The sequence below is a fragment of the Nitrospira sp. genome, assembly GCA_029194675.1.
Classification (GTDB): Bacteria; Nitrospirota; Nitrospiria; order Nitrospirales; family Nitrospiraceae; genus Nitrospira_D.
Window position 1 is genome coordinate 933,781 of sequence record JARFXP010000002.1, and the last position, 24,014, is coordinate 957,794.

A 24,014-nucleotide genomic window follows, 5' to 3' on the forward strand; every position below is an offset into this window, starting at 1 on the left:
TCAGCCTCGGCCTAGGCTCAACTTCCCTTGTCTTTATGCTATGACGACCTATCGTGATGCAGGCGTGGATATCGATGCAGGCGATGAGCTTGTCGATCGCATCAAGCCGCTTGTTCGATCGACGTTTCGATCCGAGGTCCTGACCGACTTAGGAGGCTTTGGCGGCCTCTTCGGCTTCCAAGCCGGCAAGTACAAAGAACCAGTGCTCGTCTCTGGAACCGACGGGGTCGGGACAAAACTAAAGATTGCCTTCATGATGGATAGGCATGACACCGTCGGAGTCGATCTGGTGGCGATGTGTGTCAATGATATTGCCGTGAGCGGAGCGGAGCCGCTGTTTTTCCTGGACTATTTCGCGACCGGGAAGTTGTCTGTGTCGAAGGCGCAGAAAGTGGTCGCCGGCATCGCCGAAGGTTGCCGCCAAGCCGGGTGCGCCTTGATCGGCGGGGAAACTGCCGAAATGCCGTCATTCTATCCTGATGGGGAATATGACCTGGCTGGTTTTGTCGTCGGCGCAGTCGATCGACCGAAGATCATCGATGGTCGACACATTGTGCCTGGAGATGCAGTCATCGGCTTGGCCTCTACGGGCCTCCATAGTAACGGTTACTCGCTGGCCCGGCGAGTGCTGTTTGAACAAGCCAAACTGACCGTTGCCAGCCGTCTTTCTGAGATTGATGGGCCCATCGGCGAGGTTCTCCTGACACCCACCAGAATTTATGCGAAGCAGATTTTGGCGCTCGTCGAGCAATTTCCGATCAAAGGCATCGCGCATATTACCGGAGGCGGCATTACGGAGAATTTGCCACGCGTGTTTCCTAAGCGTGTGCGGGCGAGGATCGCTCGATCAACCTGGTCAGTGCCTCCAATCTTCGACGTGATTAGCCGTCTTGGGCAGGTCGATCGGGAAGAGATGTACCGGGTTTTTAATATGGGCATCGGGTTGATTCTCGTGGTACCGCCCGATTCAGTGTCCGGAGTGCTGGCTCGCGCCACAGCGTTGGGCGACCGAGGCTGGCAGATCGGCGAAATCGTTTCCTCCACCGGGGAGGAGCCGGAGGTCGAGTATGTCGATTAGCCGAACGACCCCATTGCGAGTGGCGGTACTGGCATCCGGTCGAGGCTCCAACCTGCAAGCCATCGTCGATGCGATCGAAGCGGGTCAGGTACAGGCTCAGATTGTCGCTGTCATCAGCAATAAGAAGGACGCGGTCGCACTGGAACGGGCTCGGAAGCACGGACTAACCGATATTTTCGTCGATCCCAAACCCTTTGTCGGACGTCCAGACAGTCGTGAAGCATACGACCGGTCACTACTGGAAATACTTCAGCGACACGAAGTCGAACTTGTCTTGCTCGCAGGCTACATGAAAATCGTCACGGCGGTGCTGGTCAATGCCTATGCCAACCGCATGATGAATATTCATCCCTCGCTGCTGCCGTCATTTCCTGGATTGGACGTACAGAAGAAGGCCATTGACTGGGGCTGTAAGCTGGCCGGATGTACCGTGCACTTCGTGACGGAAGGCGTGGACGAAGGGCCGATCATCATCCAAGCAGCCGTGCCGATCCTCGACGATGACACACCCGAAACACTTGCCGCCAAAATCCTCGTGCAAGAACACAAGATCTGTCCCCGCGCCGTACAACTCTTTGCCGAGGGGCGACTTCGTGTCGACGGTCGGCGGGTCTTCATCGATGATGCCAAGCCGGACGGAGAGGCACTCATCAGTTCTGCGTAATGGATCTCGTATGACTATGACCATTACTCTTCATGGCCATGGCCTAGGCAACCTGCAAGGGCTTGCACCGTCAATGGTGCATTCCCTTCCGAGCGATTGTTGACCAAGACATAGGCTCGTCGGTTTTCGCTTACCGCCTGCTGGATGAGAGTTACAGTCTCTTTTCGCATCTGAGGCAACACCCCCACGGTCTTGTCATAAGGCTCGGCTCGTCTTTTGGCTGCTTCGTAACTCATCTTGAGCGGCGTGAGCAGACGGATGACAGTGAACGGCGCTGTGAAACGCTCTTCCATCCGTTTGTGCTGGTGCAGCAACGGTGGCATGTAGGACCAGTGATTATAGACGTGTGCTATACCATGGCTGTCTAAAACTTTCCGATAGTCCAGTCCGAGCAAACCAGGATTGCGGATCTCGATCGCATACCGAAAGTCATTTGGTAGCTGACCGAAGAACCGATCGAGCCGTGAGCAAAACTCGCCTGTGGACATCCCGTGTTGTTGGAACTCGAAGAGGAGGGGGCCCATGTGCGGCTCAAACTTAGCCTCGCGGTATGGCGTCAGGACCAGTTCGTTGAATAGCTTCGCATCGAGAAATCGTGGATTCGGTTGTCCGGCTTTGAGGCCGTAGCGGGCTTGTCTGGAGAAGCTGGGAATGGTGATTTCCTCCCAGACTTTGAAACACATCTGGAAGTCTTCTGGAATCTGGTTTAGGTAATGCCGAAGCTGATTTGCGGTCGGTGGGCGATAGAAGGTTGAATCATTCCCGACCGTGCGAAAGAGCGGTTCGCCGTTGTAGAGGTATTGACAATACTCTCCTAGACATTCCCTCGCAAAAGTCGTCTTGGTGTACTGTCGTCGATAAACCTGGCCTTGCCAGCCTTCGTAGGTCCACGTTGAAGTACCGAATCGAATCAAGGAAGAGAGAGGCATGAGGGCGCGATTGTACTGAAGAAGTGTGGAAGAAACTAGAATTAACCTGGAGTCCTGAAACGCAAGCGGTTCCTTGGTCTGAGATCCAACTTGATCCCATGGTCTCAGCGGCTCGTGAAACAAAAACGGGCAGGGTCATCCTTCCCTGCCCGTCATACAGTCCCTTGGGTTTTTGATACCTTATTTGACTTCGGTCAGATGCGTGAGAGCAGTTTCGGCATGCTGCGTGGCAACGTCGGCGTGGCCCGCTTTCCCATGCTCAATGGCTTCGTTCAGATGCGTAATCGCTTCGTTCAAATGGGGGTTTTTGCCTCCCCTCTCGGCATAGTTCCGCGACTTTTCCGCATGTGTCACAAGCGCATCAGCATGGCCCTGTTTGCCGTGGTCCACCGCTTCCTTCGCGTGCGCGACGGCGTCCTTGACGTTACCGGCTGGGGACGGCTGAGCGTTCAACGTAGGCACACTTGCGAACGTTGCTAGCGCAATAATAACGATACCGCGGTAGAGTGTACTGGTCATCTTCGCCTCCCTTTTGGTTAGACTCACTGCCTGACAGTACCGCACTTAAACTCAACGCACCTTGTCGCGGTTCACCTCTCTGAGATCACTGGCGTGAGACTGTGAGATGGTATTTGGTGGAGGGCAGGGGAGTTGAACCCCCGACCCCTACGTTGCGAACGTAGTGCTCTCCCAACTGAGCTAGCCCCCCACCCGTGGGATGTTTGGGACCGTGACCAAGAGTCCCGCAGGGTTTGCTGCATAGGAGCATGCAGTCTTGTTGCTGCGGTCGAAGAACGGGGAGGAATAGAAGGTCACGCTTCCCGTGGGGCATTATACACAACCCGTTACTGAGACTCTACCAGTACCTTGATCGCACACGAACGAGGAACCGGTCGAACGTGTGCCGATCTGGGACCTGCTGTCGGAAGCCGATGCAGATCGCGGGTCGGTCGGACCAGGCCGCTTGCTCTCTCCTTTAGCGGTAGATAACGGTCACGCGCTTGAGGAAGTCTTCCAGCTGTACGATGTGCTGTTCGATCGTCAAGCGGTCCTCCAGTTTTGCCGCGCGTTCCATTGCCGCTCCGATTTCGGTAATTCGATCGAAACCGAAGCCGCCTCCGTCGCCTTTCATGCGATGGCCCAGAGTCTGAACGGTCCTGAAGTCCTGCTTCAGCAGCGCATCTCGAATTGTCCGGACATCCCTCCTCCGGTTATCTAAGAAGATCGGCACAATACTTTCAAGATCGCGACTGATCTCCATCGTAAGTCGGTCTGTTGGTTCCGGATGTGAGGCGTGCATCGCTAGACGACGTGTTCCTTGTACGCCCGAAGCACTTCCAATAAAGTGGATTTTTTGACGGGCTTCGTGAGGTGTGTGTTGCAGCCAGCTTCAAAGATGCGGGCTCCTTCTTCCTTGAGGGCCAATGCAGTGAGGGCGATAATCGGCGTGGGTGGGAGATCATGATCCCGTTCCCATGAGCGGATTGCTTTTGTCGCGGCATAGCCGTCCATCACGGGCATTTGCACGTCCATCAAGATGACGTCGTAATGCACGGACTTGAATTTGTCCAGCGCGACGGCGCCGTGTTCTGCCACGTCGAGGAAATAGTCTGGCTGTTTCAGGTATGCCCGAACCAGCAGTTGGTTGTCGGGAGAATCTTCAACCAACAATACGCGCAAAGCCCGCGTAGCAGCGGTCGACGGTGGTGCTGTGGCGTCCACACCTGTCGGCGGCGTTCCTTTAGTCCGGCCAAGGGCGATCCCGATTGATTGCACGAGGTCGGCCTGCCGGATGGGCTTAATCAGATAACCGCCAAGGCCGAGGTCATAAGTCCGTGCGATATCATCCGCCCAATGATCGGAGGTCAACATGATGACGGTCGGGCAACTCCCGTTAAGCGCGGATTTCAGCTGTTCCACAACATGGAAGCCGCTCATCTCAGGCATGCGGCAGTCGAGGAGCAATAGCTCGTACGCATGTCCTCGTTCAGATGCATGGCGGAGTTCGTCCAACGCGGTCATCCCGTCGCCTGCTTCCGTAACCTGAGCCCCCCAGGTACTCAGCAGTTCTCGGAGTATGAGGCGGTTGGTGGGGTGGTCGTCCACGACCAGGACTCTGACACCAGCAAGGTTGATCTCGGTTGCGGATTTCTGCTGGGGCGGTTCTGTTTGAGTCTGAAGCAGGATGGAACAGTGAAAGGTGCTCCCTGTTCCGACCGTACTCTCGGCCCAGATCCGCCCGTTCATACCTTCGACGAGGCGTTTGGTGATCGCAAGACCGAGTCCTGTCCCTCCGTACTGTCTGGTCGTTGAGGCATGTGCCTGCGTAAAGGTATCAAAAATCGAGACGAGTTGTTCGGAGGGAATGCCGATTCCCGTGTCACTGATGGAAAACCGAATGGCACCGGCAATATTCCGCTCAGGATCGTTCGTAACACGAACGACAATGGAACCCTTGTCGGTAAATTTGAGGGCATTGCCGATCAGATTGATCAATATTTGCACCAGTCGTGTCGGATCACCGACCAAATGACAGGGTACATTCCGCTCCACATGGCAGGCAAGCTCAAGACCTTTCTCGTTGGATCGCATCGCCAATATATCGATGGTTTTGTCGATGACTTCGTTCAGGTCGAATCCGATGGACTCCAGCTCCAAGCGGCCGGCTTCGACTTTGGAGAGGTCCAGAATGTCGTTGATAAGATTCAAGAGTGTGCCACCCGCACGTCTGAAGATACGTAGGTACTTCCTTTGGTCAGGTGTGAGCGGCGTATCCCAGAGGAGATCGGCCATGCCGATGATGGCATTCATAGGGGTGCGGATCTCGTGACTCATGCTGGCGAGGAACTCACTCTTGGCACGGTTGGCCACTTCGGCGGCTTCTTTGGCGACACGGAGGGCTTGTTCCACTTCACGCCGTTCGGCCGCTTCTAGAGCAAGGGTCGCCGTGGTTGCGAGTAGGCTGACGAGGCGTTGTTCAAATCGACTCCACCGTCGGGGCGCGCCGACGGACTCGGCACAGAGTGCGCCCACGAGCCGTCCATGTTGCCTGACTGGCGCGCTCAACATGGCTTCTATACGGAAACGGGATAGGTACGACGGTGCCAGTTCCATGAATCGTGAATTTCTGAAAGCATGGTGAACTGCGATGGTGTGATACTGACGTGCCGGAGATCGAAGGTAAGCACGCCAGCGCGAGGACTGGAACACGAATGTAGGGTTGGAATGTTGTCGGCGGGATGTGCACACGTCGATCAGTTCGATGGCAGATCGCTCCTTTGTAAACAACCAGATGCTGGCGCGTTTGACTTGCAACAAGCTACAGCACGCCTCTGAAATAGCGCGAAACACACGGGTCATGTTGCCGCCGTTCAAAGCCTGATGCTGCGCCAGTTTGTGCAGGCTGTCTTGATATTGCTTGAGCAGCGTGGTTGCCCTTTGCTCGAATGAGAGGCGCGTTCGTTCGGAGAGTTTCCGCTTGTGGGGAGCGGAGACGCGCCTGGTTGCAGAGCGGGAAGTCCGAGAAAGGTTCCTGGTTACCGCTGCTCGGTTGTGTGGTCTTCCACGTGGATGGCGTGACCGTGACATGGGGCGTCAATAGTCGGGGAACAGCTTTGACCGGTTTTAGTCGTCGTGTGAGTCTCGGACCAATGAGAGAATGCTGGCCGACTTAGTCCGATTGCGTCCATCTTGTTTCGCTTGATAGAGAGCCTGATCTGCGGCTTTGATGAGATCGGTAGGAGAAGCATTTCTATTGGGAATAGTGCAGGCATACCCGACGCTGATTGTCACGAGTTCTTCATCGGCATGCTTCATGCCTAGCGATTCGACTCGACGACGCAGGCTTTCCGCGACTTGTGCCGCGCCGTCGAGGCCGGTGCCGGGCAAGACCGTGACAAACTCATCTCCGCCATAGCGGGCAACCAAATCGCCGGGACGATTCACAGAGCTGGAGATTGCCGCAGCGACCTGTTTGAGACATTCATCGCCGGCCGTGTGCCCCTTGGCGTCGTTATAGGTCTTAAATCGGTCAATATCGAACATAATCAGAGACAACGGCGTTGACTCGCGTGCCGCTCTCCGCCATTCCTGGTCCAGAAAGTCATCGAACTGACGTCGATTGGTGATACCCGTCAATCCGTCCAAGCAGGAGAGACGGAGCAACATCTGATTGGCTTCTTGGAGCTGGCGCATGACCTCGAGGAGTTCTTGTTCACGCGCACGGCGGCGGTCGATTTCGTGGACAAGCCGGAGCACCGACCGCACTCTGGTCAGAAGCTCGACCTTGTTGACCGGTTTGGCGACGTAATCCATGGCTCCGGCGGCAAACGCAAGCTGAAGATCGACCGGATCCGTCTTGACGGTGACCATAATAATCGGAGTATCTCGGAACCGGTCAGCGGCTTTTATCTGGCGACAAGCTTCGATGCCGTTCATCTGCGGCATCAGGATATCCATGAGGATCAAATCGACTCGCGCAGCGCCTTGCTTACCTCCGTCCAGGCCGAGCTGTCCGAACGCGGCGGCGGCCGAATCCGCCGTCAAAATGTTTTCATAGCCGGCAGTCGACAGAATGGCCTGCAAGAGTAACCGATCATCTGCAGAGTCGTCGACGATGAGAATGCTCATACATTCACCAGCCTTTGACAGGGAAGCTTGCGGGATCGTAACAGCTAGTCTTGATAAACACCAGGATAAAGCTTTTTGAGGCAGGGTTGGCAGAGTCCGTGGCTAAACTCAGCTTCGGAATGCTCGCCGATATACTCTTCGAGTTGTTGCCAGAACCCGCCGTCATTGCGGATTTTCTTGCAGGAGGCGCAGATTGGGATCAGCCCGCGAAGCACTTTGACTTCGCGGAGGGCTCGTTGGAGTTCCTCATTGCTGCGGCGAAGCTCCTCCTCCCGTTCCTTCCGGCAATCCATTTCGTTCTTCAGTGTGAGCGCCGAGGACACGCGGGCGAGTAACTCCACCTCATTCACGGGTTTGTTGATGTAATCCATCGCACCGGCCGAGAAGGCTTCTCTCAGATTGTTGAGATCATTCTGGGCCGTCACCATGATGATCGGAATGTCTCGAAGGTGAGCCTGCTGCTTGATTTGTCGGCAGGCCGATACGCCATCGATGGCAGGCATGAGTACATCCATCAGAATCAAATCGATATCAATTGATACCTTCGTGCCGCCAAGGTTCAAAGCCGTAAAAGCTGCCTCGGCCGAATCGGCCACGAGAACATCATGATGACCGGCCTTAGTCAGAATAGACCGAAGTAATAGACGCTGGTCGGGAGAGTCATCAACTATGAGGATCGCCATACCACTACTTAACGGCCAAGAGCGAACGAAACTGAAACTGCCAGGTGATAGGATTCAGTATAGCTGATGATTCAAGAGATGAATCAGGTGAGCTTGCTTTTCACCAGGTCGCTGACTTGCTTGCCGTCGATGGACTGTCCGGCGAGGCGGGCCATAACTGCCTTCATGACTGTTCCCATATCTTTGAGTGAGCGGGATCCGGTCTCCGCGACAGCCGACGCGACAATGGTCTCGATCTCTTGAGGGGAAAGCGGTTTGGGGAGGTACGACTCGATAATTTCGATTTCCTTCCGTTCTTTGGCAGCCAGTTCCGTCCGTTGAGCTTTTTCAAATTGTTCGACGGATTCCCGACGCTGTTTTACGAGGGTCGTCATCACGAGGCTCATTTCCGCATCATCAAGGTCCCGCTTCAGTTCGACTTCTTTGTTCAGGATGGCGGCTTTGATCATACGGATGACATCCATGCGCAGTTGATCGCGTGATTTCATTGCGAGCTTGAGGTCTTCGGTCAGACGGTCGGACAACGACATGGGATGCCTCACGGGTTAGGGACTGAACTGAAGTGGAGCATACGCGCTTGGTTTTAGCGAGTCAACGAGATGAGTTGGAAAGTGTTCAGACCAGAAGTGATATGATGTGGCTCGAATCGTATAGCGATCATGACGAAAGGGAGGAGTAGTATGCCAAAGAAGGTGACATGCCGGACAGGGCAGAGCCATGGGTTGATCGTGACTGGAATGGGTCTGTTGCTACTAGGTACTGGAGGCTGCGCCGGCGAAGCGGCAAAGCCTTCGCCGACAGTGACGCAGGACCAGGTTCGAAGCAATGCCGACAAAGCGTTCGAAAAGCTCAAACAAGAGGAGAAGAATCATGCTGTCGACTCCCGAGCCGTTCCTTACTGAATAGTGTTGATCGCCCGACGTGAGAGTTGTCGCAAGGGTTTCAACAGCGGCAGTTCCCATAACAATCGGTGGTGGGCGCGTTGTTCCACTTCGCGAGGCTCGTGAAAGGTCCTGAGGAGTGTCGCCGAGACGATCAAGCGAAGCAGACCTGACAGAAAGAAGATAAACGGGAGATTGGAGGGAGGATCCAGAGTCAACGCCCCAATTTGCAGGTTGGCTGGGACGGTGCCGATCAGCCAGCTTCCGATGACTGTTCCCATGCTCCACCCGATGGCGTTGACGATGCTTGAAACCGCGACCGCCTTGGCGCGATCCGTCGGCTGTACCGCATCAAAGACATAGTTGTTCAGTCCAAGTCCGAGTCCCGCCCACACCACGCCTCCGAAAAAATTCACTGTGATCAGGAATACCCACGTCGTCCCGCACAGATACAGCATCGGCAAGAACGCGACGAGTAGCCCGGTGAAAGAGAGCAACGCCTTATTCCCAAAGCGATCGCCGAACTGTCCCCAGGCCGGCAAAGTCAGGAATTGCCCGATGATGCCGGCGGCCAGCCAGGTTCCATATTGCCAATGAGCGAGATGGAGATCCTGGAGCAGGTAGATGACAAAGAACGGACCGGCAACCAGCACGGCAGAATGCATGAGCCCAGAAAACAGTAGGAAGCGGCGAAAGTTTTCAGACATGTCGGTACGGAGAAAGACCAAAAAGCCTGTTGGGTTGCTGCTCGACTCATGCGGTGGTAAGTCGCTTACCTTCCTCAGTAAGAGAGCCGACGCGCTACGGCAGAGTCCGGCTATGAGGAACATCACGGCAAAGCCGACCCAAAGGAGTTGCTGTTGCTCGAAAAAGCTCAATAGAGCCCCAGCCAGGCAGAGAGCAACAAAACTGGTCATTGCAATGGTCCGCGCTCGCCTGGCGAAGTACATGCCTCGTTCGTTGGGCTCGAGCAGGTCAGTGATGAGACTATTCCATACAGGAGAGGTGAAATGCGTGAAGGTGAAGTACACGGCGACCGCTGCGATGAGCAGCCACGGTCCTTGATGAGGCCAGAGCAACGGTAGCGCAAGAATGGGGATCCAGGCGACTGATTGCCCGATGATACCCCAAAAAACTTGAGAGGCTCGGCTGGAGAACCAGTGGCAAACTTTGACGGAAACCAACTGAGCCCATGTGCCCAAGAGTTGGGGAATGGCGGAGAGGATGCTCAAGTGGAATGGTGTCGCGTGGAGGAGCAGGGCAAAGGCCGAGAGATACTGCTCACCGGCGCCTTGGGCGACGGCTTGGAACAGCCCGTCACGAACGCCAAATCGCCGACCGGATTCGTGTGGGTGTATGGAAGTAGGATGGTGGTTGCCAGGAACCTGCTCTGACGAATGTAATAATACTGGTTGGACCGTCATAATCCGAAAGCCAAGATCACTCTACCATAGAACAGAAGGCGCACAAGGATTCATCGGAACATGGCGGGTAGCAATTGACCCCTGCAATGCCCCTCAGTACGATACCTCCCTGACTGATGATGTTTCGGCAAGAATATTTACCAAAGGCTCGGTGGCTGATTGAGGCAATAGCCGTATCATGCAGTGAATCAGGTCGGCACGATGCGCGTTACGAGCAAGGATGTTGTGCCTGTCTCGTCTCAGGATGAGAAATAGGTGAGATAAATTCATGAAGAAAGGGACTTATGGGAGAGCGCGTGAGGATTACCGACTCTGAAAAGTTGAGCTTACTGTATGAACGGTTTCGGGATGTCTGTTTGGTTGAAAAGGAGGTTTGGAAGGAAATCTTCATGCCTCGCGATATAGCACAGGGTCCGGTTCGGACGAACATTCAGGATCGATATGAGGTTGAGATTGACGATCCTGAGATCGAGGCTGCTCTTGATGCAAACATTACTCTCGGAGCGGCCGCCCTGTGGGCGGCCGTCCAGGAGTATCGTCAACACATTGAGTTTTACCGAGTGCGTTGATGTTCATTAGGCCGATAGTTGCTGTAAGGCTGCGATCCGCTCCTCAATCGGCGGATGAGTGGCGAACAGGTGCATGAATCCAGATGTCTTACCCGAGATCTTAAAAGTCGCCAGGGGATCCTGCGTGCCGTATTCAGGTTGTGCTCTCGTGACCCACCGATTGATCCCTTCCAAGGCCGAGATCATTGCGCCCTTGCCATACACCCGCGCGGCGAATGCGTCCGCACCAAATTCCCGCCGACGGGAATGCCAGCTGATCACCAGCATGGCCAGAAATGACAAAACAATTTGGAGGAAGATATAAACCACAAAGGCGAGGAAAGGATTTCCCGCACTCCCTTCCTCTCGGTCTCCCTGAGGTTGCCCAACCAGTTGTGCCAGGAAGTTGCTGATATAGTAGACGAACGTGTTCATCAATCCCGCAAGCACGGTTGTCGTAAACATGTCTCCGTTATAGACGTGTCCCATCTCGTGGGCGAGAACCGCCTTGACCTCATCCTCTTTGAGATTCTGCAACAGACCGGTAGAAACAGCCACCATCGAATTGTTCTTACTCGGGCCCGTGGCAAATGCATTGGGGTCCGGCGACTCATACACCCAGACCTCCGGCATGGTGATGTGAAGCCGTTGAGCAATCTCCTGGACGGAGCCGTAAATCACATGCTCGGCATGTGACCGTGGCTGAGTGATTTGCTGACAGCTCAGCATAGCTCGCGCCATCTGCTTGGAGAATGCCAAGCTGATGAACGCGCCACCGAACCCGATCACCAAGGACCAGACCAATAGCTGCTGATTGAAGACTCCCCGCACATCGATTCCGAACGCCGGCAGAACCACGTTTATCAACAGATTGGCCGTGAACGACAGCGTGATATAGATCAAAAAATTTGCAATCAGGAACAGGCCAATACCTTTAAGCCACTTCATTGATATCCTCCTTCGCGATAAGCTTTCGCCTACGCACTCAACCAAAGACAGAACCGGCCATATTATACACAAACTGTTCTTCAGAGTTGCAGTCTTCAGCGATCATTGATTTCATCAAATAAGAACGTGTTGCCGAAAGTCAAGACGTTCGAAGTCGCTGAAAGTACGGGGTAAAGTTGACCCATCTCAGTTGTTCCTGTTAGAAAGTTCTCATGGAGGTTATTCGAAAGTCTTTTGATGCGTTTGGTATGGTGGGATGGTTCATTACTGCGCTCGTCGCAGTCGTGCAGGCCGCTGAAGGCTCAGAGCCTGGCCCACCGACTGTCGTCCCAATTTCGCCTGATGGGGTCCAGCGCGCCACGGTCATTCTTGACAGCTATTCCTATTCGCCGAACCATCTGGTTGTGGAAAAGGGGAAGCCGGTTGAGCTGACTCTGACGAGCGTCACGACCATTACGCCACATAACTTTATCATCAAAGATCCGGCCAACAGCTTGTCGGTTGAACAGGACGTCGGAGCCGGGAGGACTGTCATGGCCAGATTCGTCCCGACTCAGCCTGGCCTCTTTCCGTTCTTTTGCGATAAACGATTGTGGCCCATGCCCAGTCATCGGGACAAAGGGATGGAAGGATTACTGGAAGTCAAGTAATGGCTCTCTCCGCGACGACCGCTACTTCCAAACCTGAGCTGCTTCGCGACCTTCTCAAACAGGTCTCGCGTCTATTCTACACGACATTGGTTGTCGTGCCGGCGAATGTGCGTGATCAAGTGAGTTTGGCCTATCTCTTTGCTCGGGCCGCCGATACGATTGCCGATGCGGAACTGATCGACCGATCGCGTCGTCTAGGTTTTCTCAACCGCCTCAGAGAGCAATTTGTCGGTGATCAGATCGATTGGACACAGATCCTTACGATTCAGCAGGCTATGGGGCCGCTTCAACAAGATTCGGCTGAACGAATCCTGCTCGAGCGGCTGGACGAGTGTTTCCGGCTCTTCCTCGACTTTTCGTCGGACGACCGACGTCGGATTCAGCGGGTGATGACGACCCTGACGCAAGGAATGGAAATGGATCTGGGCACGTTCCCTGGAAATTCCGTGGCGGATCTCACCGCGCTCAAGACGCTCGACGACTTAGACGGCTATACCTATCACGTAGCTGGATGTGTAGGTGAGTTCTGGACCTCCTTGATGTGTGCCCATCGGAAGGCGTTGGCGAACTGGGATATTCAACGGATGTCAGAAGTCGGGGTTCGATTTGGAAAGGGGCTGCAACTGACGAACATCGTCAAAGATATCGCCCATGATCTGCAGAAGGGTCGTTGTTACATTCCCGAAATGATGCTCGCCGAAGCGGGGCTTCGGCCTCGAGATTTATTGGATCAGCACAATCTCCCTCCTTTCAAACCTGTGCTGAGCAAACTCGTTCGTCTGGCGGTCGAGCACCTTGATCAGGGCTGGCTCTATACGATGGCGATTCCGCGTTCTGAAACCCGGTTACGGCTGGCTTGCATGTGGCCGATCCTCTCTGCCGGGGAATCGCTCAAGCTGGTCATGCATTCCCCTGATCTTTTGAATCCCGCCGTAAAAGTCAAAATTCCGCGCAGCAAGGTCTATCAGATCATGGTCATGACGACTGGCACGGTTGCCTGCGGATATGCTGGGACTGCTTACTGGGGATATTTGCGGAAGCAGATTGTGTGAATTGCTGCATCATCTAAGCTCTGCCTTCTTCTGGGGTGGGTGGCCGGATGCTTCTCAACTGCGCCAGCACGAGAGTCTAGCCAGTCTTCTTCTGTGGCTCCAACAGCTTGTCGCCCTTTTTGAAGACGGCATAGATCGCTTGTGAGGGACATGCGTCCAGGCAGAGCCGGCAACTTTCCAGGCAGCGGGATGGATCGAACTTGTAGGGCGGCGTCGAGAGCCAGGCGCCGGTCGGGCAAATGGGGACACAGATTGCCTGGTGTGTGCAGCGGTCGGGATGGCGGACGAGATGATCACGAACGACCAACATGGGTTTGACTCCTTCAAAGAGACCTTGCGAGAAGATCTCGAACATGTTTCTATTCGGGAGGCTGCTCACTTCCAATCCTTCACGAGTTCTTTGAGCCGTTCTTTGAGCTCAGGTATCTGTTCCAGGTTATTGTGAATCGCACCCAGAATCTTTTCCAGCCTGGCGACTCTCAACGTTTCCTTGTCTTTCTTCGCTAATCGATCGTACTCCTCATAAGCTGCTTGGTGTGCCGGTTCCAGTTGTGCGCGAGCATCGACGAGAGCCTGTCCGAGTGTCCAGGGTTCAGGTGAAAGCGCGGAAACAACGGTAAAGGTTGCATCGCTACAAACAATCACGGCGGCACCGGGTTTTCCGGTCAAGGGAATCACAGCCTGGATGGCTTTGCCTTCGAACGATTTCCAGTCCAGCAGCAGCCCTGGAAACCGTTTTGTGAAGGCCACCTTTTCCATGTTGGCCTTCCATTTGTCTTCTGTCGGCATGGAAATGATCGTAGGGAAGTCCTATGGCGTCTTGATGAGGGCCAATCGTTCCGGAACCGGATGATCAGGCATGAGCAATCGCGTGACGATCTCGCCCTTCAGAACATGCCGTTCCATGATCTCGGTGACGTCGGCTTCTGTACCGACCCAGTACCACACTCCCTCAGGATAAATCACCACACTGGGCCCCAGATCGCAATGGTCCAGACAGCCGGCTTTATTGGCTCGAACAAGACCTTTGAGATTCAACCGTTTTGTTTCATTCTTGAAATGCGCGTGGAGTTTTTCCGAGCCTAGGTTTGCACAACAGCCGCGCGGGTCGTCTTTGGGACGCTGGTTTGTACACACGAAGATGTGACGTTGAAATGGTGGCATAGCGATGTAGCAACTATACCCGCATGGTGAGAGTATTGAGCCGTTCCATCAGTAGCATGACATCCCGGCCGTTTAGGAACGGAGATTGCTGTTGGGTTTCCTTCAAGATAGCCATGATTTCCTGTAACCTCAATGACGCGTGTCGGAACTCATCGGCGTTCGAGATCTCCGACCCTTGACCAGCGCTCAGTTTGTCGAACTCGGCCCGGATATCGCGAAAATCCCGCTGCAAGTTCTTGTGAACCGAGCAAGTGACACAATACCATTTCGGGTTCTGCTCTGATGACGGCGACAGACGATCGTAGGGACGGCCGAAAAAGTCTTTCCCCAGCGAAAATTTTGTGAGCGGCCCCCCGGAGGTTCCGCAAGCCTGACACGATCCGTTTCCGGAGTCCATCCACACCTCCATAAGAGACACTGAGAGTTTGTATTTTACAACAGGCCTTTCCAGACTGTCCACGAGCAGATGGTGCGGCAGGCAACTGATTACTCCGGGTATCGAGGTATAATGACATCATCAGGCTTGCAGCACTCCTAGCCGGAAAGGGGGAACCTATATGGTCATCGGCGTCCCAAAAGAAATCAAGGATCACGAGTATCGTGTCAGTCTTACCCCTGAAGGTGCAGCGACATTGTGTCAAATGGGGCATGAGGTCTGGCTCGAACCGTCCGCCGGACAGGGCAGTGGATTTAGCGATGACGAGTATCGCAAGGCCGGTGCCACGATTGCCAATTCGAAGAGCGAGGTATTCAAGAAAGCTGATTTGATTCTGAAGGTCAAAGAGCCGTTGCTTTGTGAGTGCCATCTGTTTCGTCCGGGCCAGGTCCTGTTCACCTACTTACATCTCGCCGCACTGCCGGATGTGACCAAGGCGCTTCTGAGTAGCAAGATTACGGCTATCGCGTATGAAACCACCGAGTCGAAAGACGGCAGTCTTCCGATACTCAAGCCGATGAGTGAAATCGCCGGGCGGATGTCTGTGCAGATCGGCGCACGGTATCTGGAGACAATCCACGGGGGGCGAGGTGTCTTGTTGGGAGGGGTTCCGGGAGTGGATCCGGGCAAGGTCGTCGTGCTTGGTGCTGGCGTAGTGGGAAGCTCGGCGATTCGCATCGCGGTCGGAATGGGAGCTCAGGTGAGGGTGATCAATTTGGATGTTGAACGGCTGCGGTATCTCGATGATCAGTACCAGGGGCGGATTATCACGTGCGCTGTGAGCTCCGCTACCATTGAAGAGGCTGTGTGCTCAGCTGATCTTGTCATCGGCGCCGTGCTGATCCCCGGCGCCAAGGCGCCCAAAGTGGTGTCGCGTTCGCTGGTCTCTCGGATGAAGCCTGGGTCGGTGATCGTGGATGTTTCGGTCGATCAGGGCGGTTGTGTTGAGACGACGAGACCGACGACTCACTCGGAGCCCGTCTATGTCGTCGATAGGGTTGTTCACTATTGTGTGGCCAATATGCCTGGAATCGTCCCTCGTACGTCAACCTATGCCCTCACCAATGCGACGTTGCCGTATCTGCTGCGACTCGCGTCGGAGGGCATAGAGCACGCGATTCACGCTGATCCGGGATTAGCCAAGGGAGTCAATCTCAAGGATGGGAAGGTTACTCATCGAGCAGTGGCGGAAGCTCACGGGTTGCCTTTTACCCCTGTCTTGTAAGACAATCACGCTTCATTTTCTTGCTCGGTCTTGTCGGGGCGTAGCGCAGCCCGGTAGCGCACTGCGTTCGGGACGCAGGGGTCGGAGGTTCAAATCCTCTCGCCCCGACCAAACCAAGCTTGCTCGACCCGGAGCCTATTCTTCCCATTAAGGCGACGGGATAAAAACCTCCAGTCATTCTCAACTTTCCTCTCCCAAACCGCATTTCGCCTGAGTTGCCTGCCCATTAACTCATGTCGTAAATTCCTTGAGTTGGATTCTTCATAAAATCTCTGCCCTGGGCACAGTTCTGGCTTGGAATTGTAAAACGCGTGACGCATCGGCAGAGGTGTGAGAATATCCGCTCAGCAATCTTGTAAGTGGCTGTTTGCGTTAATGGATTTTGGTAGGGCCAGATGACTCAATCGGTTGATGAACCGCCGGTTCGAGTACGTATCCTCGTGCTTGGTCATGTGCAGGGGGTGGGATTTCGTGCGTTTGCGGCAAGGGCAGCGGCAAGGCTTGGTCTATTAGGGGGCGTCCGCAATCTCGACGATGGTCGAGTCGAGTTGGACGTGGAGGGGAGAAGGTCAGTGCTCGAAGCACTTGTACGTGAATTGAAGACCGGTCCTCCTGCCGCCCATGTCACAAAAATTGAGACGGAGTGGAGTGCCGCGACCGGGCGGTATTCCAACTTTAGTATTTGGTATTAGCAAACGAGGAATCATGAGTCGACCGCATGACGAGGACTCCGAGTTGAGCGAAGCTCGAAGGCAACCCGTCGACGACATGGACGCCTCAGAACCTGCGAGCGCACCTGATCAGGGCGAACGGGAAACGGGTCGATCGGAAGGTCTTGACACCCTGAAGAGCTACTTGCGGGAGGTTCGGCGATCGACCCTGCTGACCTTCAAACAAGAACAGCAGCTGGGTAAGCGGGTCATGGCCGGCGATGAGCAAGCTCGGCAACAGATGATCGAATCGAATCTGCGACTGGTCATCAGCATCGGAAAGCGTTACATGCACCGCGGGTTTCCGTTTTCCGACATCGTGGAAGAAGGTAATTTAGGTTTGATCAAAGCCGTCGAAAAATTCAATTACAAGCGTGGGTTCCGGTTCAGCACTTATGCGTCTTGGTGGATCCGTCAGTACATCGAACGGGCGATCATTAATCAAGGCAAGCTGGTGCGGTTGCCGGTGCACGTCGTAGAGCGACTCAATCGCTATCTCAATCGTGTCGAGCAGTTGGTGCAGGAGCTTGGGCGGGAGCCGCGGGCGGCCGAAGTGGCCGTCAAGATGAAGATGTCGGAAGAAGAAGTACTAGATTTGAAACAGTTGGTGCGCACAACCTGTTCACTCGATAGCCCGCTCAACGACCGCACTGATACCTTCCTGCGCGATGTAATCGAGGATCCGGTTGGACTCGCACCCGATGAGACCGCCGACGGGATTCGGCGGAGGACGGAACTGATGGCATGGGTAAGGGAGTTGCCTGAGAAAGAGCAAACTGTTATTGTGTCACGGTTCGGGCTCGACGGAGATGAAGCGAAGACGCTCGAGGAAATCGGACGTACCATGGGGTTGACTCGTGAGCGGGTCAGGCAGATCGAGATGGCCGCGTTGGTTCGGCTTCGCAACACCATCGAGCGAAAGACTATGACACAGGCAGACTTGCTCTAACCCCGTGACCGTCGTCAACTATCAAGCTCTCATTCGAGAAGTGCCGGACTTTCCGAAGCGCGGCATTCTATTTTATGACATCACCACGCTCCTGAAGAATTCTGCCGCGGTTCAGAGCCTTGCCGACCAATTGACGACTCGGTATCAGGATCGAGGGATCACCAAGGTTGTAGGGATTGAGTCCCGGGGGTTTATTTTCGGCGGGATTCTCGCCTCGCGTCTCGGGGCCGGATTCGTCCCGGTTCGAAGGCCTGGAAAACTTCCGGCTGATTGTTATGAAGTAAAGTATAGCCTCGAGTACGGACAGAACAGCCTTACGGTGCACCGTGACTCGATCGAAATTGGAGAGCATGTGTTGATTGTCGACGACCTGTTGGCGACTGGAGGAACGGCAGAGGCGACGGTCCACCTTGTCCGTCAGCTTGGCGGTACGATTGTCGGACTCGATTTTCTGGTTGAGCTGAAGAGCTTGAAGGGACGCGATAAACTCACCGGCTACGATGTCCATTCAACCATCACCTATCCCTAGGTTTTCAACGCATCTTTCGCCGCCTCTTGTTCATAGGGCACAGACCGTGATATAGAAACCGAGGTTTTTGACCCTCCAATTACCTATTCTATTTCTGGAGCCGACCGTCCATGGCAACGAAAACCCAGGCGAAGAAAAAGGGCGAGGCGAAGTCGAAATCTACCGCCAGCACGGACAAGAAGCCTCAGCCGGTGATTGCAGAAGCGGCTGCGGTGCTCAAAGCGACGGCCGAGGGCGAAACAGAGGTGCCGGTGCGGCCAAAGGAGACGGTAAAAGAGCGGGAAGCACGCGAACGGCGACAGGAAGTGCTTCACAAAATGCTCATCGGTAAACGCCAAGAGATTATTAAAGAGATCGAAGAGAGCCTTGGACAGTCCCTGACCGAAGATCAGCAGCGACGCCTGGAGTCTGCGCGTGATGTCGGCGACCAAGCCTTAATGGATCTTGAGCGCGAACTCGGTATTTCCTTGATGGAGATGCGTAACCGACGACGGCAGTCGATCGACGAAGCCCTCACCCGGCTACACGAAGGGACTTACGGGATTTGTGCCGAATGTGGGGTCGAGATCAGCGAGAAACGTCTCCAGGCGGTCCCCTTCGCCAAGCTGTGTGTGGAGTGCCAATCGCGTGTGGAATTGCTGGAGAAGATCGAACGCGAAGAAGAGCGCGACTAGCTCCAAAGAATTTCTCCCCTGCGGCACCCTGCATCCTTCTCTCCCCATCATGAACGGGCAGACTCCACCACGAGCGGTCGTTCTTGCCAGTGGAGGGTTGGACTCCACTGTTACAGCGGCCGTCGCACGGCGTGACGGGTACGCGCTGCATCTCCTCACCATTGCCTACCGACAACGTCACGCAGTGGAGGTTGAGCGGTCGAGACAGGTGGCGACGGCTCTGGGAGCTCACCAACACGTGGTGATCGACGTCGATTTGAGGGCGATCGGGGGATCGGCCCTGACCGGTGATATGTCGGTGCCGAAGCATCGGACTGAGTCTGAACGGAACCGAGATGTGCCCGTTACTTACGTGCCGGGGCGAAACCTGATTTTTCTGTCTCTGGCTGCGGCCCACGCGGAAGCGCTGGAGGCTTCAATCGTCTATTTCGGCGCAAACGTGATTGACTATTCCGGTTATCCCGACTGCCGCCCGGAATTCATCAAGGCCGTGGAAGCAGCACTTCAAGCGGGAACAAAGACAGGCATGCAGGGCATGGGTATCGAGATTCGAGCGCCGCTGCTCCGGATGACCAAGGCAGAGATCATAAGACTTGGCCTAACTTTGAATGTTCCCTTCCATCTCACGCATAGCTGTTATGACCCTATTGGACCGATCGCCTGCGGTCAGTGCGACAGCTGTCTGATTCGGAAACAAGGATTTGCGGAGGCGGGAGTTGTAGATCCGATTCAGTATGCGGTATGTTGAACCGTTCGTTCCTTCGGGTAAGCGGTCAGCTTCTATGAAGTCATCACGGATGTTGTGGGTAAGCCTTGTTGTGCTGGTCGTTGGGGCGGCACCAGCGTGCAGCCAAGACAGGGGAGAACCAAAGGGAACGGGAACCGTGGCCTCTGCTCCGGCTGAGTTGCGGGAAGGGGAGCAGAAATTCAACGCCAACTGTTCAACCTGCCACGGCATGGGCGGAGTCGGAACCACCCAAGGCCCACCGTTTCTTCACAAGGTCTATGAGCCGAATCATCACGGCGACGCGGCCTTTCAGCGAGCGGCGGCCAACGGAGTCAAGGCTCATCATTGGCAGTTCGGCGATATGCCGAGGATCAATGCGGTTAAACCGGAGGATGTGGATCAAATTACCAAATACGTCCGCTGGCTCCAGAAACAAGCCGGCATTTTTTAAACCGCTTGAGTTCTAACTCCAAGTGCAACACTGCCAGCCCAGATGGGCTCTGGTGTTGCCATGCACACGAGATCGTACCGACACCTGAGTGCCGAAGAACGTGAGACCTTGAGCCTGGGGTTGGCCCAGGGGCATTCGCGCCGAACGATGGCGCGGATCTTGGGCCGTGCCCCCAGCGCCGTGAGTCGCGAGGTGGCCCGGAATGCGACACGAGGCCGTCCCTCTCGTGCCTGTACGGCGCAGAGCCACGCGGATACCCGAGTTCCCCATCCCCGGCGACCACGTAACCTCCTAGACCCGTGGCTCTGGCAGTGTGTCCGGACCCACCTGAGCCGAGGCGGTTCGCCTGCACAGATTGACCCCGGTTGTCAATAGTGGACGCCATGAGTTGCCGCCTCACGCCGCCAGCTGTTGACGAGCCCACTGCTGGGCAAACACCGCGGGCGAGCAATTTCCCAGCCTGGAATGCCGACGCTGACGGTTATAGAAGAAGAGCTCGATGTACTCCGTGATCTCTCGCCGAGCCTGCTCCCGTGTTTCATACCGCCGGTGGTGCACCAGCTCATTCTTGAGCGTTCCCCAGAAACTCTCCATCGGCGCGTTATCATAGCAGTTGCCCTTCCGACTCATAGACGGGGTCAGGCCGAACTGCCGCAATTGCGCTTGATAGTCCTGGGCACAATATTGAGAGCCGCGATCAGAATGATGAATGAGCCCCGGGGCCGGGCGCTTGGTGTCGAGAGCGTTCCTGAGCGCCCCCTGCACCAAGTCCGTCGTCATCCGCGCCCCCTCGCATGCCCAACCACCTCACATGTATACAGATCTTTGATCCCCGCCAGATACAACCACCCTTCTGCGGTGGGGATATACGTGATGTCGGTGACCCAGGTCTCGTTCGGGCGCGTGGCGACAAACGTTTGGGCCAAGACATTCTCCGCCACCGGCAGCGAGTGCTTTGAATCCGTCGTGGTCGTGAACCAGCGCACCTGTTTGCAACGTAGTCTCAGTTTCTTGCGTAGCCGTTTGATGCGTCCGACCCCAGCGGGGAACCCATCCTCACGCAATTCCGCTTGGAGACGTTCCGGCCCATAGGTCTGCCGGGTGCGCACATGCGCGGCCTGGATCGCCACTTCTAGGCGCGCGTTCTCCTGAGCGCGCTTCGAGGGACGGCGCGTGCGCCAGGCATAGTACCCACTTCGGGACACCTCCAGCACCCGACACAACACACTCAGGGGATACTGGGGCCGCAGCGTCCTCATGAGCGCGTACCGGGCAGCTGCGCCTTGGCAAAGTACGCGGTGGCTTTTTTTAAGATGTCGCGCTCCATCCGCGCCTCGGCCAGGTCGCGCTTCAGCCGAGAGACCTCGGCCTCCAGCTCTGTCACGGGCCGTCGGCTCTCCCCCAGCGTCGCGAGCTGACCGCGCCGGGCTCGACACACCCAGTTCTCGAGCGTCTTGCCCGACATGGCCAGGCGTCTTGCTACCTCTGGAATCGTCAACTTCTGTTCCAGGACCAGCTGCACCGCTTGCTCACGGAACTCCTTCGTATACTGCTGTCGCGGAACTCGTTCCATCTCACACCTCCAGACCTCAGATCATAGGTTGAAGGCGTCCACTTTTTCGAGCCTAGCACAGACATTGCCGGGCGCCTCCGATACACGTATCCTGACGATAGGCGGAAGCGACTCTCGACGGAGACGATCGATGCGGGCCTGTACGGATTGCCGCGCGGCACCCTGTGCAGCGAACGGCGGGCGGCCCTGCGGCAGGCGCACAAGGCCCGTCGGCCTCGGTCGCGGGGAACTGATCGACGCGGCCACATCCCGCACATGACGCCGATTGCCGTCCGCCCTGCGGAAGTGGCGAGCCGCACCGTCCCCGGCCACTGGGAAGGCGACCTCATCAAGGGGGCCCGACACGCCTCGGCCGTGGGCAGCCTCGTGGAACGAACGACGCGCCTGGTTATTTGGGCCCGCATGGCGGGCACCGATGCGGACAGTGCCCGCGAGGGATTCACCAGGAAACTCCGGCACGTGCCGGCCCCGCTGCGCAAGACGCTGCCCTACGATCGGGGCAAAGAGATGGCGGAACACGAGCGCCGGGCCCAGCGGCTCGCCAGTCACGTGTTCTTTGCCGATCCGCACAGCCCCTGGCAACGCGGGACCAACGAGAACACCAATGGCCTGCTGCGGCAGTATCTGCCCACGGGCACAGACCTCTCGGGCTATACGCAGCGCCAGCTGAACGTCATCGCGCATCGGCTGAACACGCGCCCAAGACAGTGCCTCAACTTCGCCACGCCGCTGGAGGTGTTCACACAGCTGCGTCATCATTCATCCGTTGCACTTGGAACTTGAAACCGCCCCGCGAAACCTTGGCCTATTCCCTTCCTGATCCCCCCTCTGATTGTTCACGGTAAACGCCGGTCAGTTATGCTCGCGTTCATTCGTTAAGAATGAGTACGCATGATCCTATAAACGGCAGTTGAAGCAGCGGCCTGCTCGGGGATAGCCTGGCTGGCAGCGGATTGGGGGCACATTTCTTCGTACGAAGGGAGTCCCCCAATGGGTGAGGCATCACGCAAGGCCGTGGCAGGACAGAAGGGGGCGCTTGCGCTCGAGACGTGTGGGGGGCGAATCCACGTGGAGTGGGACCCTGCTGCAGCCGTGACCCCACTGGGACAACTGCCGTTCTGCATTGAGTGTCTCAAGGTGAGGGGCCTGTTCGAGGCCTGGGTGGCGGACTGCCCGCTCGCCTCCCACAGCCACCACGCATCGGCTACACGCACCGTGCTCGCCACCTTGCTGCTGGCGATCCTCGCCGGCCACCACCGCTACGCGCCTAGCACGGCGATGCGCCATGACGGCATCCACCCGAGGCTGTTGGGTGTTGCCGGATTCGTCTCGGAGGATACGGCGCGACGGGCGCTTGCCCGGATGGACGAATCATCGGGCGTGGCTTGGCTCGATCGGCACCTGGCGAAGACGCCCCACCCGTTGCTGACGACGCCGTGGTTCTGGATCTGGATACAACGGTGAAGGGCCTGTATGGGAAGCAGGAAGGGGCCGTCGTGGGCTACAACCCAAAGAAGCCGGGGCGACCGTCGCACAGCTATCACAGCGCATTCATGGCAAACACCCGGCTGGCCCTGGTGGTGGACGTGCTGCCGAGCGCCCCGATGCATCACCTGCCGAGGCTCTGGGCGTGGCTGGATGCCTTGCCGAAGGAGGCACGCCCCGCCATGTTGCACGGGGACGTGGCCTTTGGCAACGCATCGGTGCTCCGCGCGGCCGAGGCTCGAGATCAGCCGTCTCTCACCAAGCTACGCGTCACGAAGCATGTGAAGGCCTTCATCAAGACGCTCTTCCGCTCCACTGCGTGGGAGGAGGCGGGGCAAGGTTGGGAAGGGGTCGAAGATACGCTGCGGCTGTCAGGCTGGAGCCGAACACGGCGGGTCATCGTGCTGCGCCGCCCCCTTACCGGCGAGCTGCTCATGACCGGGACGGACGCCGATCAATCGCGGTTCGACTTCATGGAGAGCGAGGTGCCGACCAAGCGCTATGAGTATGCCGTGCTGGTCACCTCAACCCGGTCCTGTCAGCGGTCATGCAATAATCCCCAGATGCGGTCAGTGAATTCTCCCCACCCTTATTAAGAAGGAGGA

Annotated in this window: 29 protein-coding genes, 2 tRNA genes and 2 pseudogenes; 18 read left to right on the plus strand and 15 right to left on the minus strand. The window is 56.2% G+C overall.

Annotation, left to right across the window (positions count from 1 at the left end):
• Positions 1–40: 40 nt before the first annotated feature.
• A complete protein-coding gene (gene purM, locus P0120_13335) occupies positions 41–1,078 on the plus strand; it encodes a phosphoribosylformylglycinamidine cyclo-ligase (protein ID MDF0675304.1) in 1,038 nt (345 codons plus the stop codon).
• Positions 1,068–1,742 carry a phosphoribosylglycinamide formyltransferase gene (purN, locus tag P0120_13340; protein MDF0675305.1) on the plus strand — a complete coding sequence of 225 codons (675 nt, stop codon included), beginning with the start codon at positions 1,068–1,070 and terminating at the stop codon, positions 1,740–1,742. Before purM ends, purN begins: the two co-directional genes overlap by 11 nt.
• A 23-nt stretch (positions 1,743–1,765) precedes the next feature.
• Here purN and P0120_13345 read toward each other — a convergent pair whose 3' ends face one another.
• The 3 genes from P0120_13345 to P0120_13355 all read right to left on the minus strand — a co-directional run bounded on the left by P0120_13345 (position 1,766) and on the right by P0120_13355 (position 3,380).
• Positions 1,766–2,671 carry a DUF72 domain-containing protein gene (locus tag P0120_13345; protein ID MDF0675306.1) on the minus strand — a complete coding sequence of 302 codons (906 nt, stop codon included), beginning with the start codon at positions 2,669–2,671 and terminating at the stop codon, positions 1,766–1,768.
• A 180-nt stretch (positions 2,672–2,851) separates the two neighbouring features.
• Positions 2,852–3,190, minus strand: coding sequence for a small metal-binding protein SmbP (gene smbP / locus P0120_13350; protein MDF0675307.1), 339 nt, complete (start codon positions 3,188–3,190; stop codon positions 2,852–2,854).
• Positions 3,191–3,304: 114 nt separating this feature from the next.
• A tRNA-Ala gene (locus tag P0120_13355) sits at positions 3,305–3,380 on the minus strand.
• A gap of 192 nt (positions 3,381–3,572) precedes the next feature.
• Between P0120_13355 and P0120_13360 the strand changes: the two genes are divergently transcribed.
• The gene (locus P0120_13360) at positions 3,573–3,890 is read left to right on the plus strand and encodes a hypothetical protein (protein ID MDF0675308.1); all 318 of its coding nucleotides are present in this window, start codon (positions 3,573–3,575) and stop codon (positions 3,888–3,890) included.
• An 83-nt stretch (positions 3,891–3,973) separates the two neighbouring features.
• Here P0120_13360 and P0120_13365 read toward each other — a convergent pair whose 3' ends face one another.
• From P0120_13365 to P0120_13380, 4 genes are all read right to left on the minus strand, one after another.
• Positions 3,974–6,031, minus strand: a complete 2,058-nt coding sequence (locus tag P0120_13365; GenBank protein MDF0675309.1) for a response regulator — start codon at positions 6,029–6,031, stop codon at positions 3,974–3,976.
• A 264-nt stretch (positions 6,032–6,295) separates the two neighbouring features.
• Complete coding sequence (locus P0120_13370) at positions 6,296–7,300, minus strand: diguanylate cyclase (GenBank protein ID MDF0675310.1); 1,005 nt, start codon at positions 7,298–7,300, stop codon at positions 6,296–6,298.
• 44 nt (positions 7,301–7,344) lie between these two features.
• Positions 7,345–7,983 carry a response regulator gene (locus P0120_13375; protein ID MDF0675311.1) on the minus strand — a complete coding sequence of 213 codons (639 nt, stop codon included), beginning with the start codon at positions 7,981–7,983 and terminating at the stop codon, positions 7,345–7,347.
• An 83-nt stretch (positions 7,984–8,066) separates the two neighbouring features.
• Positions 8,067–8,513, minus strand: coding sequence for a GatB/YqeY domain-containing protein (locus P0120_13380; protein ID MDF0675312.1), 447 nt, complete (start codon positions 8,511–8,513; stop codon positions 8,067–8,069).
• 150 nt (positions 8,514–8,663) lie between these two features.
• Here P0120_13380 and P0120_13385 point away from each other — a divergent pair, with 150 nt between their 5' ends.
• Entirely contained in the window at positions 8,664–8,885 is a 222-nt protein-coding gene (locus P0120_13385; GenBank protein MDF0675313.1) for a hypothetical protein, read from the plus strand.
• On the opposite strand, the gene P0120_13390 is transcribed toward P0120_13385, so the two are convergent.
• Positions 8,879–10,288, minus strand: coding sequence for an MFS transporter (locus P0120_13390; GenBank protein MDF0675314.1), 1,410 nt, complete (start codon positions 10,286–10,288; stop codon positions 8,879–8,881). The two genes, P0120_13385 and P0120_13390, sit on opposite strands and share 7 nt — an antisense overlap.
• A 296-nt stretch (positions 10,289–10,584) precedes the next feature.
• Here P0120_13390 and P0120_13395 point away from each other — a divergent pair, with 296 nt between their 5' ends.
• Positions 10,585–10,857: a hypothetical protein gene (locus P0120_13395; protein ID MDF0675315.1), complete on the plus strand. Its 273-nt coding sequence runs from the start codon at positions 10,585–10,587 to the stop codon at positions 10,855–10,857.
• Positions 10,858–10,863: 6 nt separating this feature from the next.
• Here the strand turns inward: P0120_13395 and htpX are convergent, their stop codons facing one another.
• Entirely contained in the window at positions 10,864–11,784 is a 921-nt protein-coding gene (gene htpX, locus P0120_13400; protein MDF0675316.1) for a protease HtpX, read from the minus strand.
• 212 nt (positions 11,785–11,996) lie between these two features.
• On the opposite strand from htpX, the gene P0120_13405 reads away from it, so the two are divergent.
• Positions 11,997–12,434: a cupredoxin domain-containing protein gene (locus P0120_13405; GenBank protein ID MDF0675317.1), complete on the plus strand. Its 438-nt coding sequence runs from the start codon at positions 11,997–11,999 to the stop codon at positions 12,432–12,434.
• Entirely contained in the window at positions 12,434–13,486 is a 1,053-nt protein-coding gene (locus tag P0120_13410) for a phytoene/squalene synthase family protein (GenBank protein MDF0675318.1), read from the plus strand. The genes P0120_13405 and P0120_13410 overlap by 1 nt, the downstream gene beginning before the upstream one ends.
• A gap of 76 nt (positions 13,487–13,562) precedes the next feature.
• Here P0120_13410 and P0120_13415 read toward each other — a convergent pair whose 3' ends face one another.
• The 4 genes from P0120_13415 to P0120_13430 all read right to left on the minus strand — a co-directional run bounded on the left by P0120_13415 (position 13,563) and on the right by P0120_13430 (position 15,047).
• The gene (locus P0120_13415) at positions 13,563–13,796 is read right to left on the minus strand and encodes a hypothetical protein (GenBank protein MDF0675319.1); all 234 of its coding nucleotides are present in this window, start codon (positions 13,794–13,796) and stop codon (positions 13,563–13,565) included.
• Between the two features lie 65 nt (positions 13,797–13,861).
• Entirely contained in the window at positions 13,862–14,275 is a 414-nt protein-coding gene (locus tag P0120_13420; GenBank protein MDF0675320.1) for a hypothetical protein, read from the minus strand.
• Between the two features lie 21 nt (positions 14,276–14,296).
• The gene (locus tag P0120_13425) at positions 14,297–14,650 is read right to left on the minus strand and encodes a (2Fe-2S) ferredoxin domain-containing protein (protein MDF0675321.1); all 354 of its coding nucleotides are present in this window, start codon (positions 14,648–14,650) and stop codon (positions 14,297–14,299) included.
• Positions 14,651–14,663: 13 nt separating this feature from the next.
• Positions 14,664–15,047, minus strand: coding sequence for a hypothetical protein (locus P0120_13430; protein MDF0675322.1), 384 nt, complete (start codon positions 15,045–15,047; stop codon positions 14,664–14,666).
• 160 nt (positions 15,048–15,207) lie between these two features.
• On the opposite strand from P0120_13430, the gene ald reads away from it, so the two are divergent.
• The 9 genes and pseudogenes from ald (at position 15,208) to P0120_13475 (ending at position 20,555) form a co-directional block, all read left to right on the plus strand.
• Positions 15,208–16,311, plus strand: coding sequence for an alanine dehydrogenase (gene ald, locus P0120_13435; protein ID MDF0675323.1), 1,104 nt, complete (start codon positions 15,208–15,210; stop codon positions 16,309–16,311).
• 34 nt (positions 16,312–16,345) lie between these two features.
• A tRNA-Pro gene (locus tag P0120_13440) sits at positions 16,346–16,422 on the plus strand.
• Positions 16,423–16,706: 284 nt separating this feature from the next.
• The gene (locus P0120_13445; protein ID MDF0675324.1) at positions 16,707–17,003 is read left to right on the plus strand and encodes an acylphosphatase; all 297 of its coding nucleotides are present in this window, start codon (positions 16,707–16,709) and stop codon (positions 17,001–17,003) included.
• Positions 17,004–17,016: 13 nt separating this feature from the next.
• Complete coding sequence (locus P0120_13450) at positions 17,017–17,970, plus strand: sigma-70 family RNA polymerase sigma factor (protein ID MDF0675325.1); 954 nt, start codon at positions 17,017–17,019, stop codon at positions 17,968–17,970.
• Positions 17,971–17,974: 4 nt separating this feature from the next.
• The gene (locus tag P0120_13455) at positions 17,975–18,499 is read left to right on the plus strand and encodes an adenine phosphoribosyltransferase (GenBank protein ID MDF0675326.1); all 525 of its coding nucleotides are present in this window, start codon (positions 17,975–17,977) and stop codon (positions 18,497–18,499) included.
• Positions 18,500–18,609: 110 nt separating this feature from the next.
• Entirely contained in the window at positions 18,610–19,173 is a 564-nt protein-coding gene (locus P0120_13460; GenBank protein ID MDF0675327.1) for a TraR/DksA family transcriptional regulator, read from the plus strand.
• A 49-nt stretch (positions 19,174–19,222) separates the two neighbouring features.
• The gene (gene queC / locus P0120_13465; GenBank protein MDF0675328.1) at positions 19,223–19,921 is read left to right on the plus strand and encodes a 7-cyano-7-deazaguanine synthase QueC; all 699 of its coding nucleotides are present in this window, start codon (positions 19,223–19,225) and stop codon (positions 19,919–19,921) included.
• Between the two features lie 34 nt (positions 19,922–19,955).
• Positions 19,956–20,351 (plus strand): cytochrome c, encoded by a 396-nt coding sequence (locus tag P0120_13470; GenBank protein ID MDF0675329.1) that lies wholly within the window; start codon positions 19,956–19,958, stop codon positions 20,349–20,351.
• Positions 20,352–20,411: 60 nt separating this feature from the next.
• Positions 20,412–20,555, plus strand: a pseudogene (locus P0120_13475) (helix-turn-helix domain-containing protein).
• Between the two features lie 192 nt (positions 20,556–20,747).
• On the opposite strand, the pseudogene P0120_13480 reads toward P0120_13475, so the two are convergent.
• Both P0120_13480 and P0120_13485 read right to left on the minus strand, forming a co-directional pair.
• A pseudogene (locus P0120_13480) lies at positions 20,748–21,924 on the minus strand (IS3 family transposase).
• A 21-nt stretch (positions 21,925–21,945) separates the two neighbouring features.
• Positions 21,946–22,683 (minus strand): hypothetical protein, encoded by a 738-nt coding sequence (locus P0120_13485; GenBank protein MDF0675330.1) that lies wholly within the window; start codon positions 22,681–22,683, stop codon positions 21,946–21,948.
• Positions 22,684–22,914: 231 nt separating this feature from the next.
• Here P0120_13485 and P0120_13490 point away from each other — a divergent pair, with 231 nt between their 5' ends.
• Both P0120_13490 and P0120_13495 read left to right on the plus strand, forming a co-directional pair.
• Positions 22,915–23,388 (plus strand): hypothetical protein, encoded by a 474-nt coding sequence (locus P0120_13490; GenBank protein ID MDF0675331.1) that lies wholly within the window; start codon positions 22,915–22,917, stop codon positions 23,386–23,388.
• Complete coding sequence (locus P0120_13495) at positions 23,385–24,005, plus strand: hypothetical protein (GenBank protein ID MDF0675332.1); 621 nt, start codon at positions 23,385–23,387, stop codon at positions 24,003–24,005. The genes P0120_13490 and P0120_13495 overlap by 4 nt, the downstream gene beginning before the upstream one ends.
• Positions 24,006–24,014: the final 9 nt, after the last annotated feature.